The 13,312-nt window shown below is 38.0% G+C and carries 14 protein-coding genes; 13 read left to right on the top strand and 1 reads right to left on the bottom strand.

Annotated features, from left to right (window positions below; genetic code table 11):
* Nucleotide 1 precedes the first annotated feature (1 nt).
* The 5 genes from MKY06_RS22215 (at nt 2) to MKY06_RS22195 (ending at nt 5,237) form a co-directional block, all read left to right on the top strand.
* A complete protein-coding gene (locus tag MKY06_RS22215) occupies nt 2-769 on the top strand; it encodes a metallophosphoesterase (RefSeq protein WP_055992947.1) in 768 nt (255 codons plus the stop codon).
* 107 nt (nt 770-876) lie between these two features.
* Nucleotides 877-1,788: a MerR family transcriptional regulator gene (locus MKY06_RS22210; protein WP_098288279.1), complete on the top strand. Its 912-nt coding sequence runs from the start codon at nt 877-879 to the stop codon at nt 1,786-1,788.
* A gap of 127 nt (nt 1,789-1,915) precedes the next feature.
* Nucleotides 1,916-2,518, top strand: a complete 603-nt coding sequence (locus MKY06_RS22205) for a genetic competence negative regulator (protein ID WP_098288278.1) — start codon at nt 1,916-1,918, stop codon at nt 2,516-2,518.
* Between the two features lie 357 nt (nt 2,519-2,875).
* Nucleotides 2,876-4,141: a Glu/Leu/Phe/Val family dehydrogenase gene (locus tag MKY06_RS22200; RefSeq protein ID WP_370506064.1), complete on the top strand. Its 1,266-nt coding sequence runs from the start codon at nt 2,876-2,878 to the stop codon at nt 4,139-4,141.
* Nucleotides 4,142-4,265: 124 nt separating this feature from the next.
* Entirely contained in the window at nt 4,266-5,237 is a 972-nt protein-coding gene (locus MKY06_RS22195) for a YpdA family putative bacillithiol disulfide reductase (protein ID WP_057273987.1), read from the top strand.
* A 19-nt stretch (nt 5,238-5,256) separates the two neighbouring features.
* Here the strand turns inward: MKY06_RS22195 and MKY06_RS22190 are convergent, their stop codons facing one another.
* Nucleotides 5,257-6,228 carry an asparaginase gene (locus MKY06_RS22190; RefSeq protein ID WP_029320392.1) on the bottom strand — a complete coding sequence of 324 codons (972 nt, stop codon included), beginning with the start codon at nt 6,226-6,228 and terminating at the stop codon, nt 5,257-5,259.
* A gap of 198 nt (nt 6,229-6,426) precedes the next feature.
* On the opposite strand from MKY06_RS22190, the gene prsW reads away from it, so the two are divergent.
* From prsW to rpsA, 8 genes are all read left to right on the top strand, one after another.
* Nucleotides 6,427-7,077, top strand: a complete 651-nt coding sequence (prsW, locus tag MKY06_RS22185) for a glutamic-type intramembrane protease PrsW (RefSeq protein ID WP_013059034.1) — start codon at nt 6,427-6,429, stop codon at nt 7,075-7,077.
* A 146-nt stretch (nt 7,078-7,223) separates the two neighbouring features.
* Complete coding sequence (sleB, locus tag MKY06_RS22180) at nt 7,224-8,156, top strand: spore cortex-lytic enzyme (protein WP_013059033.1); 933 nt, start codon at nt 7,224-7,226, stop codon at nt 8,154-8,156.
* A gap of 17 nt (nt 8,157-8,173) precedes the next feature.
* Entirely contained in the window at nt 8,174-9,523 is a 1,350-nt protein-coding gene (gene ypeB / locus MKY06_RS22175) for a germination protein YpeB (protein ID WP_029320395.1), read from the top strand.
* A gap of 155 nt (nt 9,524-9,678) precedes the next feature.
* Nucleotides 9,679-10,344 carry a flagellar brake protein gene (locus tag MKY06_RS22170; protein WP_053487718.1) on the top strand — a complete coding sequence of 222 codons (666 nt, stop codon included), beginning with the start codon at nt 9,679-9,681 and terminating at the stop codon, nt 10,342-10,344.
* Between the two features lie 69 nt (nt 10,345-10,413).
* Nucleotides 10,414-10,590, top strand: a complete 177-nt coding sequence (locus MKY06_RS22165; protein ID WP_013059030.1) for a YpfB family protein — start codon at nt 10,414-10,416, stop codon at nt 10,588-10,590.
* 162 nt (nt 10,591-10,752) lie between these two features.
* The gene (gene cmk / locus MKY06_RS22160; RefSeq protein ID WP_013059029.1) at nt 10,753-11,427 is read left to right on the top strand and encodes a (d)CMP kinase; all 675 of its coding nucleotides are present in this window, start codon (nt 10,753-10,755) and stop codon (nt 11,425-11,427) included.
* The gene (locus MKY06_RS22155) at nt 11,424-12,011 is read left to right on the top strand and encodes a lysophospholipid acyltransferase family protein (RefSeq protein WP_013059028.1); all 588 of its coding nucleotides are present in this window, start codon (nt 11,424-11,426) and stop codon (nt 12,009-12,011) included. The genes cmk and MKY06_RS22155 overlap by 4 nt, the downstream gene beginning before the upstream one ends.
* A 162-nt stretch (nt 12,012-12,173) precedes the next feature.
* On the top strand, nt 12,174-13,310 hold the full coding sequence (rpsA, locus tag MKY06_RS22150; protein WP_013059027.1) for a 30S ribosomal protein S1: 1,137 nt from the start codon (nt 12,174-12,176) through the stop codon (nt 13,308-13,310).
* Nucleotides 13,311-13,312 lie beyond the last annotated feature (2 nt).

Below are 13,312 nucleotides of genomic sequence, written 5' to 3'. Positions count from 1 at the left end.
TATGGTTATTCTTTTAATTGTTTTAGCGTTAGGCATAGGCTTGCTGATTTTTATGTTTTCAGAAGCCCATCGTACATATGTCGAAGAAAAAACGATTCATTTATCAAGATTTCCTGAAAATCAGCAGCCTTTGCGCCTGTTTTTTATATCGGATATACATAAGCGAACAGTTTCGTCGAAGCTGTTGGAAAAAATACCGGGCGAAGTAGATTTTGTGATCATAGGCGGTGATTTATTAGAAGGAGGAGTCCCTTTATTGCGGGCTCGTCAAAATATTCAAAAGCTTAAAACGCTAGGACCCGTCTATTTTGTGTGGGGAAATAATGATTACGAAGTAAGTCAAATGCAATTGAAGCAGATGCTTAAAGATGAAGGAGTTATTGCCCTTAAAAACGAGCATGTCTTTGCCATTTCTAAATATGGTACTACATGCCATTTTGCGGGGGTAGATGATTTATCAGAAGGTCAGATAAATCTAAAGAGAGCTGTTTCTTCCATTGAACCTGAACAGCTTACCATTCTTCTAAGCCACAATCCTGATGTTATCTATTATGTAGATGAAGAATCAAAAGTAGATTTAATTTTGAGCGGACATACACACGGGGGACAGATACGCTTATTTAATTTTGGTATGTATGAATTAGGAGGGCTGAAAGAAAAACGAAAGATTCCTCTTTTTGTCAGTAACGGATATGGTACAACCTCATTGCCTCTCCGTTTACAAGCTAGAGCCCAAACGCATTATATCACTTTAAAAAGGAAAGAATAGCCTTGAACAAAATCTTTACATAGCATATACAAATTTTACACACAGGATAACTTATCCTATAATTCAATTAATAGATACAGTTCACGAAGAGTAGTTGGAGGTTACGTATGGCTCACGAAGGGAAGTATAATATTAAAGCCATCTCAAATATGGTCGGAATCCAGCCGGGAACTTTGCGTGCATGGGAACGACGTTATCAAATTTTAAATCCTGTCCGCAACGATTCGGGGCATCGGTTATATACAGAGGAAGATTTGAGGAAATTAAAATGGCTCACGGAAAAAGTGAGCGGAGGTTTTACGATAAGTCAAGCGGTTTCGTTATTAGAAACGGAAAGTAGTACAGTAGGAACGTTTGAAGAAGAAGGAGAAGTAGATTCCCCTCAAAAAATTAGGGATGAGCTGTTAACGATGCTTTTATCTTTTGAAGAAGGAAAAGCACAGGATTTAATTAATCATGCTTTTAGCCTGTATTCGGTAGAAAAAGTGGTTATTGATATTTTGGGTTCTCTACTCGTGACGGTTGGAGATATGTGGGAAAAAGGGCAAATTACAAGTGCTCATGAGCATTATACGACTCAATTATTAAAAACGCGTATCAGCATGATTTTTTATTCGCTGCCTTCAAATGGCTTATTGCCTAAAGCGATTGCTGTATGCGGTCCTAACGAGACACATGAAGTGGGACTCCTAATCTTTACGCTATTTTTACGCCGTAAAGGGTTTGAGGTTATTTATTTAGGAAGCAGCATTGAAGATAAAGATGTTGAGTTAATTGTTAAAGAAGTAGACCCAACGTTTTTATTTATGTCATGCACAATGATGGAAAATGCCGAGAAAACACTAAATTTGACGAACCAAATGATAAAGAAATTCCCGCATCTCAAAGTAGGATTAGGCGGTTATGTGTTTGATGGTTTAGATAGCAAAAGAAAAGGCGAGGCCCAGCCGTTTATTTTAGGAAATACAAAAGAAGAGTGGAACAGCTGGCTAACAAAAAAATTAGCAGAAATTGATTGAGAATAGCTTGTCTTTCCTATCATAAACCTGTAAACTCGTAAGTAAACATCACGAACCGTTTTCCAAAAAATACATATACTGCATTATCGAACCATGTGGTTATGAGTGCAAGCGGGGAGGGACGCTAATGAGGCTTGAACGATTAAACTATAATAAGCTAAAAGTTTTTTTGACCTACGATGATTTAAAAGAAAGAGGGTTAACAAAAGAAGATCTATGGACAGATACATTCAAAGTAAAGCAGCTCTTTCGTGAGATGATAGAGCAAGCTTCTCAAGAACTGAACTTTGAACCTACAAATTCTCTTTCGGTAGAAGTTTTTTCACTTCAAGCACAGGGAATGGTTGTATTTGTGACAAAGCAGTATGAAGAAGAAACCAGCTACGGTGAGTTAGATGAAGACGAGTTCGAAGACTTCATTGAAATGCAGGTCATGCTAGATGAAAGCGAAGACATGTTTTTTGAGTTTGATTCATTTGAAGATGTCATTCAGCTGACCAAACGCATGTCAAACTTTTACGATACGGATAGCGTGCTCTATTCATTTGAAAAACGTTTTTACGTGCTGTTGGATTATCAAATGCTGTCACCGGCTGAAGTGGGGAATATGATTGCGGTTTTGGCGGAGTATGGAAATCCCTCTACAATTACAAAGCACCGCGTAAATGAATATGGAAAAATGTTAGTAGAAAAGAGAGCTTTGGAGTATATTAACTCTGTCTTTTCTTAACTGTTTAATTGAAATAATTACACCCGTGAAGGATAAAGCACTTTTATTAAAATAAGAGTGGCTGCACTTTCAGCTTGTACAAAGTTGTTGAAAGTGCTCTTTATCACCGGGTGTTTTTTATTTTTTTTAGACGATTAAAGCATACTAGAAAAGAGGCAGACTTAAAACATTGTAGCATACCTTGTAAAGTTAATGGAAGCGTTTTCTTAGAAGAACACAAAAAATACTAAAAGTTCGATATTTTCCTTTGCAATGTAAAACTAAGGGTGTATACTATGTCATGAAAGAAGCACCATTCAATTAAAAACGAATAATTTTCGATACATTTTAGGAGGTTTACAGATGGTAGCCGACAAGATGCAAGACAGTAAAAATAGTCAAGAAGAGAAGCATGATGTTTTAAAATCTACACAAACAGTGATACATAAAGCGTTAGAAAAACTAGGCTATCCTGATGAAGTGTATGAACTATTAAAAGAGCCATTACGAATGATGACAGTAAAAATTCCTGTTCGTATGGATGACGGATCAGTTAAGATTTTTACAGGTCACCGAGCGCAGCATAACGATGCAGTTGGTCCTACGAAAGGCGGAATTCGTTTTCACCCAAACGTAACTGAAAAAGAAGTAAAAGCTCTATCTATATGGATGAGTTTAAAATGTGGAATCGTTGACCTTCCTTACGGTGGAGGAAAAGGTGGAATTGTTTGTGATCCTCGAAATATGTCTTTTGGAGAATTAGAGCGTTTAAGCCGCGGATATGTTCGTGCGATTAGCCAAATTGTTGGACCAACAAAGGATATTCCAGCGCCGGATGTGTTTACAAATTCACAAATTATGGCTTGGATGATGGATGAATACAGCCGGATTGATGAATTTAACTCACCGGGCTTTATTACTGGAAAGCCCCTTGTCTTAGGTGGTTCGCACGGCCGTGAAACAGCGACTGCAAAAGGAGTAACTATCTGTATTCGTGAAGCAGCGAAAAAACGAGGCATTGAATTACAAGGTGCACGGGTAGTAGTACAAGGGTTTGGAAATGCAGGAAGCTTTTTAGCTAAGTTCATGCACGACGCTGGCGCTAAAATTGTAGGGATATCCGATGCGTACGGAGCGCTGCATGACCCTAACGGTTTAGACATTGATTATTTATTAGATCGACGCGATAGCTTTGGTACAGTAACGAAATTATTCAATAATACAATCAGCAACAAAGAGCTACTTGAACTTGACTGTGACATCCTAGTTCCAGCTGCGATTGAAAATCAAATTACAGAAGAAAACGCCCATAACATTCAAGCGAGTATTGTAGTAGAAGCAGCAAATGGACCAACAACTCTTGAAGCAACGCGCATTTTGTCAGAGAGAGGAATTTTATTAGTTCCAGACGTTTTGGCAAGTGCCGGAGGTGTAACAGTCTCTTATTTTGAATGGGTGCAAAATAACCAAGGTTATTATTGGACGGAAGAAGAAGTAGAAGAAAAACTTGAAAAAGTAATGGTTAAATCATTTAATAACATCTACGAAACCTCTACAACTCGAAAAGTCGACATGCGTCTAGCTGCTTATATGATAGGCGTAAGAAAAATGGCAGAAGGCTCTCGTTTCAGAGGCTGGATTTAAAAACAGAACAGCAGAACAATTGCGTAAATAGAAAAAATCTCCTATCATTAATGAGGAGATTTTTTTGTTTTACACTGCGTTAAAATAAAAAAAAGGTGCGTTTACAACTGAAGGAGTGACAGGCATGAAGAAAGAAAAAGTAATTATTGTTGGCGGAGGACCATGCGGCCTTTCAGCAGCTATTGAGCTTCAACATACAGGTATTGATGCCCTTGTAATTGAAAAAGGGAACATTGTGAATGCAATTTATAACTATCCTACCCACCAAACGTTTTTTAGTTCGAGTGAAAAACTAGAAATTGGGGATGTCCCTTTTATTACCGAAAATCGTAAGCCTGTGCGCAACCAAGCTCTTGCTTACTACCGAGAAGTGGTGAAGCGCAAGCAAGTTCGAATTCAGCCGTTTGAACGTGTCTTGCAAGTAGACAAACAAGCGGAAAACCAATTTATTGTCACAACATCTAAAGAGACATATGAAGCGGAGAATGTCATTATAGCTACGGGCTATTACGATCATCCTAATTATATGAATGTGCCTGGTGAAGATTTATCAAAGGTATTTCATTATTTTAAAGAAGCGCATCCGTACTTTGATAAAGATGTAGTCGTTATAGGCGGAAAAAACTCTAGCGTCGATGCAGCTCTGGAATTGGTGAAGTGTGATGCAAGGGTGACGGTTATTTATCGTGGCTCAGATTACTCACCTAGCGTAAAACCTTGGATATTGCCTGAATTTGAGGCGCTGGTTCGAAATGGAACAATTGGGATGCATTTTAATGCTCATGTAACAAAGATAACGGATGAAACGGTAACATATGAGCAGGAAGGGAAAGAATCTACGATTAATAACGATTTCGTTTTTGCCATGACTGGCTATCACCCTGATCATTCGTTCTTAACAAAAATGGGTGTGGAATTAGATGATGAAACAGGCCGCCCTTCTTTTAACGAAGAGACGATGGAAACAAACGTGGAAGGAATTTATATCGCTGGTGTGATTGCTGCAGGAAACAATGCTAATGAGATTTTTATCGAAAATGGACGTTTTCATGGAAAATCAATTGCTTCTCATATTATCAACAAAAACAACGCATAGGCTTCTATGCGTTGTTTTACTAATGATTAAATAGCTGCTGCAGCTCATCATGATTCGTTGTTACTTGGAGAGCAACTAACAGTTTAATGCGTGCTTTAGGACCATTTAAGCCATTTGAAAAAATAACGCCCATCTCTTTCAACTGCTTGCCACCGCCTTCATATCCATATACATCTTGGGCAATTCCATTAAAACAGCGAGAAACGAGCACGATGGGTATCTTTCGCTCCAAAAGCAATTGAATGCCTGGAATTGTGAGAGGAGGTAGATTTCCTTGACCGAGGGCTTCAATTACAAGTCCATCAACATTCATTGAAGCCACTGCTCGAAATAAATGGTCATCCATTCCTGCATAAGCTTTTAATAAAGTGATTTGTTTATCTATCTGATTGACAGGATAAAATTCATGTTCTGTAGGCATGTGGTGAAAAGATACGCCGCGTTTTGTGATTAATCCTATTGGCCCGTACTGAGGGCTTTGAAATGTCGCCACGTTGCTTGTGTGGGTCTTGGTCACATTTTCAGCGGTATGAATTTCATCGTTCATCACAACTAAGACACCTTTTCCCTTTGCACCGTCACTAATAGCCACCCGAACCGCAGATATAAAATTATAAGGACCGTCTGAACCAATTTCATTGCTTGATCTCATGGCTCCAGTTAAGACAATTGGAATATCTGTATGCACTGTTAAATCTAAAAAATAAGCGGTTTCTTCCAGCGTGTCCGTACCGTGGGTTAACACGACTGCATCAATTTTGCCTTCATTAATTTTATCGCGTATTTTTCTTGAAAGTATAAGCATTTCCTTAGGAGTAATGTGAGGAGAAGGCAGATGAAATGCTTCTTCTACGATTACATTGGCCATACCTGAAACAGATGATGTTGAGCGGTGGAGCGGATTTTGAATATCTGGTGTTACCGATCCAGTTGCCATGTCTTCTTTCATAGAGATTGTGCCGCCGGTGTGAAGAATATAAACAGTTTTCATAGAGAGCTCCTTTCAATTTTTCATATAAGTATGATACATTTTTTGGTATACTTGTTTAAGGTCTTTGTTAGGCTTTGTAAATCGACAGCAAGTTATGTGAGCATTTACATATAAAGATAAGGACATTATAGACGGAGATTTTCATCCTAAAGATAACATGTTACTATTAAAAAAAATAGAGGAGATGAGGCGCTATTTATGTTGGCGATTGTATCTGCAGGCATTGCGCCAGGATTGGCATTGTTAAGTTTTTTTTATTTGAAAGATGAATATGAAACTGAGCCTATTTCAATGGTATTAAAAACATTTATTTTTGGAGCAATGCTTGTTTTGCCAATTATGTTTATTCAATATGTATTTGGTGAAGAACACGTTTTTCAATCACCTTTTCTTCAAGCATTTTTTACGACAAGCTTTTTAGAAGAATTTTTCAAATGGTTCATTTTATATTTCACGATTTATCAGCATGTGGAATTTGATGAGCATTATGATGGAATTGTTTACGGGGCAGCTGTTTCATTAGGTTTTGCTACCGTTGAAAATATTTTATATTTATTTGCAAATGGTTTAGAATCAGCGCTAGGAAGAGCCTTTTTACCCGTATCTAGTCATGCTTTATTCGGCGTCATTATGGGGTATTATTTAGGGAAAGCAAAGTTTTCTGAAGGAAAGGAAAAAACGAAGTGGACGCTGTACTCCGTATTTGCGCCGCTCATTTTACATGGAACATATGATTATATTTTAAAAACAATGGATCATTGGGTATTTATTATTATTCCATTTATGATTTATTTATGGTGGCTGGCGTTAAGAAAAGTAAAAAAGGCCAAACAGCCATCGATTGTCTAGGCTCAGCTTGTAAATCTTTTTTGAGAGATTTACGAGCTGAGTTTTTTTCATTTCGGTAAATTTTGCGCATCTTGTATAAAAAAACAACCTTTACAAAAAATACTCCTATCATCTTATCAGTTACATACGATGTAGGAGGTTTTGTCATGTTATCATTTCGATGTTTTAAAAAGTATGCATGTCTCATATGCATATGTTCATTTATTGCAGCATCCGTTGTGAGTCCAAAGGCCGCTCACGCGTTTTCAAATCAAGTCATTCAACACGGAGCAGTTGGAGATGACGTTATTGAGCTGCAGTCGAGACTTCAGTATTTAGGTTATTATAATGGGAAAATTGACGGTGTATTTGGATGGAGCACATACTGGGCACTGCGCAATTTTCAATATGAATTTGGCATTAAAAAGATTGACGGTTTAGCAGGCTGGCAAACAAAGATTAAATTAGCCAACGCAACAAAATATCACGAAAACTATGTGAAAAATCAAATTAGAAAAGGGAATAAGTTTACGCACTATGGCGGTCAGCCTCTTGATCAACAGTCTAAAGGAAGCGGTAGCAGTGGGAAAAGCAGGGTGAACAATGGTCAGCAAAAAGCACAAAGCGGATCTTCTCAAGCAAAAAAACCTGCCAGTCAGCCGCAGCGTAATACGTCTAAAGGAAATTCTGAACAACAGAAAGAAAAAGCACAAAAGCCAACAGCGGTGAATGTACCAAGCGGTTTTTCACAAAACGATATTCAGCTCATGGCAAATGCCGTGCATGGTGAAGCACGGGGTGAACCATATAATGGCCAAGTAGCCGTAGCGGCCGTTATTTTGAACCGAGTTAACAGTCCGTCATTTCCAAATACAGTCGCTGGAGTTATTTTTGAACCGCGTGCATTTACTGCCGTAGCAGATGGGCAAATTTGGCTTGAACCCAATCCAACATCTAAAAAAGCGGTTATGGATGCGATTAACGGATGGGATCCTACTGGGAATGCTATTTATTACTTTAATCCGGATACAGCAACAAGCGCATGGATTTGGTCACGTCCTCAAATTAAGCAAATCGGGAAACACATTTTCTGTCGATAAAGAGAGGTGAAGGAAACATGATTCGAACAATTTTAATTGTATTATTAGCTATTGGTGTTGTAGGTGTAGGGTATTGGGGGTACAGCGAACATCAAGAAAAAGATGCTGTGCTGCTTCAAGCGGAGAATACGTATCAACGAGCATTTCATGATTTGTCATATCAGCTAGATTTATTAAATGATAAAATTGGTGGCACGCTCGCCATGAGTTCGAGAGATCAGCTTTCGCCCGCGCTTGCAGAAGTATGGCGTTTAACTTCTGAAGCTCATAACAATGTAGGACAGCTGCCTTTATCGCTTTTACCGTTCAATAAAACAGAAGAGTTTCTTTCAGATGTTGGTGACTTTACGTATAAAGTGGCGGTAAGGGATTTAAGCAAATCCCCCCTAACAGATAAAGAGTATAAAACGTTAAATTCGCTTTATGATCAGTCAGGCGAAATTCAAAATGAAATGCGCCAAGTACAGCATCTAGTCATTGATAATAACTTGCGCTGGATGGATGTTGAGCTAGCCTTAGCCACAAAAGAAAAGCAAGGGGACAATACGATTATTGACGGATTAAAAACCGTTGAAAAAAGTATGGATTCTTTTGCCGAAACAGATTTAGGCGTTATGAATGCAACGAATGAGCAGGAAAAAAACGCTTTTCATCAATTAAAAGGTAGAGAAGTTAGTGAAGATGTTGCAAAACAAGTGGCGCGTTCGTTTTTGAATTTAAAAGGAAATGAACAAATTCATATTGTAAAGAGCGGAAAAGATGCCGATTATGAGGTGTACAGCTTAACCATTACAGATCCAAAGACTAAACAAGAGACGTATATGGATATTACACAAAAAGGTGGATATCCGCTTTGGGTGCTCGAAGATCGAGATATTAAAAAACAAAATATTAGTTTAAACGATGCTATGAACAAAGCGACTAAGTTTTTAAAAGATCATCGTTTTGAAAGCCTAGTGATGGCTGAAAGCGCTCAATATGATAATATGGGAGTCTTTACATTCGTAGAGCAAACGGAAAGTGGAGTTCGGATTTATCCGGATTCAGTTAAAATGAAAATGTCTTTAGAAGATGGATCTGTGATTGGTTTCTCAGCTAAAGACTTCTTATTAAAACATCGTACAAGAGATATTCCAAAACCTAAAATTTCGAAAGAACAGGCAAAAACCAAGCTGAACTCGAATGTAAAAGTGATGGAAGAACGCTTGGCAATTATTACGAATGATTTAAACGAAGAAGTGCTATGCTATGAGTTTTTAGGGACAATAAAAAATGATACGTATCGTATTTTCATCAATGCCGATACGGGTTTTGAAGAAAAAGTCGAAAAACTGCAAAACTCAGAACCTTTATATAATGAAGTGTAAAGTTGATAAAAACCAGTGTCTATAGACACTGGTTTTTGTGTTTTGTAATATTTTATTGAGTCTAAATAACTAATTTATATTTACAAAATAAACATATTTGACTATGTTTAAATAAAGGGAAAAAGTGTATATAGTGGAACTGAAGGAGAGAGAAGATGATAAAAGCGGGAATGAGGTTGACGTTAGAGAGCGGGCACAGAGAGTCTACATTACAACAAACATATCGATGTAAAGTAGTTGAGTTTACGGAAGACGTGATTTATATTAGCTATCCGCTAAATGAAGAAACGCAGCGAAGTGCTTTTTTACTAAAAGGTACAAAATTGCTTGCTACGTTTATTGGATATGATCAAAATGTATATACCTTTCCAACTGAAGTAACAGGGCGTGAAATAAAAGGCATGCCTGTTGTGAAGCTCTTTTACCCGGGCGATAAAAAGTTAAAATCCATCCAAAGAAGAAATTTTTTCCGTGTGCCGCTTACAGTGAAGGCGGTGATAGAAAGTGAACAAGAACAGCAGGATGTAATGGAAATCATGACTAAAAACATCAGTGCAGGTGGAATAGCCGGCTCCTTCCATCACTCGCTGCTTTTTAATGAGAAAGATTCGGTTGTTGTACGATTAAGTCTTCCTAATCGTGAGGGAGCTTTGCAGCATCTTGAATTAAAAGGGGAAGTTGTACGAATTACCGCCCCGACTCCTTGTAAAGTAGGTCAGCTATCTATTAAATTTATGAATATGGAAAAACAAACGAAAGAAATGATGATTCGTTATACCTTAAAGCGTCAGCTCGACCTAAGAAGAAAAGGTCTTCTTTAGCGTATAAAAAAAACTTCTCTTTCCTAAACTGTAAGCAAAGGTATTACTTCTTACAAAAGGAGAAAAAAGGTGAATCGAATAGAACGAATTTTAATTAAATTAGTGGTTATTCAATTTGTGTTTTTAATAATTGCCCAATGTATTTTACTATCTAGCAGTCACAGTACATATTTCTCAAAGGTTATTCAGTATGAGGGAGTTAGCAAAAATAATTTTAATAAAATTATTGAAACATTCGACCAGTAGTCGGACGTATGGTAGAATAACTAGGAAAGAAACATGCAGTGAACACCAGGCAGGAGAAGACCCCCTGCTCTTTTTTTCGTTTATAAACGCTTCATATAAAATGGCTCATTGTATAAAAGATGAAAGTGGTTTGTTCCTGTTTTGAAATTAAGGGAGGCACTTATGGAAAAACAAATTTCAATCGCGATTGACGGTCCTGCAGCTGCTGGGAAAAGTACAGTGGCAAAGATTATAGCAGAAACCTTATCATATATTTATGTTGATACAGGAGCGATGTACCGTGCTCTAACGTATCAAGCGCAGAAAAACCAGGTAGATTTGCAAAATGAAGAAGAGCTATTGCATTTGCTTAACGAAACAGTAATCGATTTAAAACCGTCTGAATCTGGACAGGTAGTCATCTTGAATGGACAGAATGTTACAAGTGAAATTCGTTCCGCAGAAGTAACTAACTCTGTATCCATCGTAGCGAAACATCGTGCAGTTCGTGAAGAGATGGTAGCGAGACAGCAGGGCCTTGCTAAAGATGGAGGCGTTGTAATGGATGGACGTGATATCGGTACACACGTGCTACCTCACGCAGAAGTTAAAATCTTTTTATTAGCGTCTGTGGATGAAAGAGCACAGCGACGCCACGACGAAAACATAAAAAAAGGTTTTGAATCAAATTTAGAGCGTTTAAAAGAAGAAATTGCCCGCAGAGACAAGCTGGATTCTGAGCGCGAAGTAGCACCTCTTAAAAAAGCTGAAGATGCAATTGAAATCGATACAACTTCCTTATCGATTGAAGGAGTTGTAGAAAAAATACTTTCTATTACAAAAGAAAGGATTGGATGATTTTGAGCTTTTATATGTTTGCACGTGCCATTGTAAAAGGCATTTTAACACCAGTTTATCGTTATGAAGTAATCGGTGCAGAAAATATCCCTTCAGAAGGCGGAGTGTTGCTTTGTTCAAATCATATTGACAACTTAGATCCGCCTACTGTAGGTGTGACATGTCCAAGGCCTATTTCGTTTATGGCAAAAGCAGAGCTGTTTAAAGCACCTTTTCTGAAGACGGTTCTGCCAAAGTTAGAAACATTCCCTGTAAAGCGCGGGATGGCAGATCGTGAAGCTTTGCGCCAAGGGTTAAAGATTTTAAAAGAAGGAAAAGTGCTTGGATTATTTCCCGAAGGAACAAGAAGTAAAGATGGGAAATTAGGAAAAGGGATGGCTGGAGTAGGCTTTTTTGCTTTGCGTTCAAAAGCAGCTGTTGTGCCTTGCGCTGTTATTGGTCCATATAAGCGTTTTGCAAGGTTAAAAGTAGTATACGGACCGCCAATTCAGATGGATGAGCTTCGCGAACGAAAAGCATCAGCCGACGAAGTAACCGAAGCTATTATGAAAAGCATTGGTAAATTAATTGAAAAATATCAATAGTTTGTAACCTTATGACTTGACAAAAGATTCTATTTATTAGAAGTTAGTAACAAAGAGAGTTTTTTCTATACAGAGCTATATACAATAATGATGAGCTAAAAGAGTGAAGAACTCTTACAAGGGAATACATATTGTAGATGGATATTGGAGGAGGAAAAGACGATGACAGAAGATATGAATCAAGTAGAGGTAACGTCATTAGAAGTAGGAGAAACAGTAAAAGGTACTATTACAAAAGTAGAAGAAAAGCAAGTGTATGTAGATGTACCTAACAGCAAACTAGACGGTATTATTCCAATTAGTGAATTAGCGAGCTTACATATTGAAAAAGCAGGCGATGTAATCCAAGAAGGTGCCGAAGTCGAAGCGAAAGTAATTAAAGTGGAAGACGATTTGCTTGTGCTATCTAAAAGGGCTGTAGATGCTGAAAAAGCATGGGATGGTTTAGAAGCAAAACTTTCTTCAGGTGAAGTGTTTGAAGCGGTAGTCAAAGAAATTGTCAAAGGCGGACTAGTAGTAGATATTGGTGTAAGAGGGTTCATTCCAGCTTCTCTTGTTGAAACTCATTTCGTTGATGATTTTGCAGAGTATCAAGATCAAACTCTTACGGTCAAAGTAGTGGAATTAGATAAAGAAAAAAATCGCGTGATCCTTTCGCATCGTGCAGTTGTAGAAGAAGAGCTTGTACAACAAAAAGAAAATGTTCTTGAGTCATTAAAAGAAGGTCAGGTTTTAGAAGGAACCGTTCAGCGCTTAACAGACTTTGGTGCGTTTGTAGATGTAGGTGGAGTAGATGGGTTAGTGCACATTTCTCAGCTTTCACACACGCGTGTAGAAAAACCTTCAGACGTAGTAGCTGAGGGAGATGCTGTGAAAGTCAAAGTATTGTCTGTTGACAAATCAACGGGGCGTGTTTCATTATCTATTAAAGATACGTTAGAAGGTCCATGGTCCAACATTTCTACGAAGCTTCGCCAAGGTGATGTAGTAGATGGAACCGTTAAAAGACTTGTATCTTTTGGAGCTTTTGTGGAAGTTCTACCTGGAGTAGAAGGACTTGTACACATTTCTCAAATTTCCCATAAGCATATCGGGACACCGCATGAAGTGCTTTCTGAAGGCGAAAAAGTGACGGTGAAAGTACTTGATGTGAATGAACAAGAGCGACGCGTTTCGTTAAGCATTCGTGATCTTGAGGAAGAAGAACAAGAAGATTACGGTGACTATGAATTACAAGAAGAGTCAAAAGGTTTCCAATTAGGTGATATGATTGGGGATCAATTAAAAAAATTAAGATAAGT

Source organism: Priestia sp. FSL P4-0332 (assembly GCF_038005845.1).
In the GTDB taxonomy this organism is placed as follows: Bacteria; Bacillota; Bacilli; order Bacillales; family Bacillaceae_H; genus Priestia.
The sequence above is the reverse complement of the archived record's forward strand: the minus strand, read 5'-3'. Positions and strand labels throughout refer to the sequence as shown.

Excerpts from the sequence above, each read along its gene's own strand:
- MKY06_RS22215 (WP_055992947.1), top strand. The coding sequence starts at position 2 with ATGGTTATTCTTTTAATTGTTTTAGCGTTAGGCATAGGCTTGCTGATT.
- MKY06_RS22210 (WP_098288279.1), top strand. The coding sequence starts at position 877 with ATGGCTCACGAAGGGAAGTATAATATTAAAGCCATCTCAAATATGGTC.
- MKY06_RS22205 (WP_098288278.1), top strand. The coding sequence starts at position 1,916 with ATGAGGCTTGAACGATTAAACTATAATAAGCTAAAAGTTTTTTTGACC.
- MKY06_RS22200 (WP_370506064.1), top strand. The coding sequence starts at position 2,876 with ATGCAAGACAGTAAAAATAGTCAAGAAGAGAAGCATGATGTTTTAAAA.
- MKY06_RS22195 (WP_057273987.1), top strand. The coding sequence starts at position 4,266 with ATGAAGAAAGAAAAAGTAATTATTGTTGGCGGAGGACCATGCGGCCTT.
- MKY06_RS22190 (WP_029320392.1), bottom strand. The coding sequence starts at position 6,228 with ATGAAAACTGTTTATATTCTTCACACCGGCGGCACAATCTCTATGAAA.
- prsW (WP_013059034.1), top strand. The coding sequence starts at position 6,427 with ATGTTGGCGATTGTATCTGCAGGCATTGCGCCAGGATTGGCATTGTTA.
- sleB (WP_013059033.1), top strand. The coding sequence starts at position 7,224 with ATGTTATCATTTCGATGTTTTAAAAAGTATGCATGTCTCATATGCATA.
- ypeB (WP_029320395.1), top strand. The coding sequence starts at position 8,174 with ATGATTCGAACAATTTTAATTGTATTATTAGCTATTGGTGTTGTAGGT.
- MKY06_RS22170 (WP_053487718.1), top strand. The coding sequence starts at position 9,679 with ATGATAAAAGCGGGAATGAGGTTGACGTTAGAGAGCGGGCACAGAGAG.
- cmk (WP_013059029.1), top strand. The coding sequence starts at position 10,753 with ATGGAAAAACAAATTTCAATCGCGATTGACGGTCCTGCAGCTGCTGGG.
- MKY06_RS22155 (WP_013059028.1), top strand. The coding sequence starts at position 11,424 with ATGATTTTGAGCTTTTATATGTTTGCACGTGCCATTGTAAAAGGCATT.
- rpsA (WP_013059027.1), top strand. The coding sequence starts at position 12,174 with ATGACAGAAGATATGAATCAAGTAGAGGTAACGTCATTAGAAGTAGGA.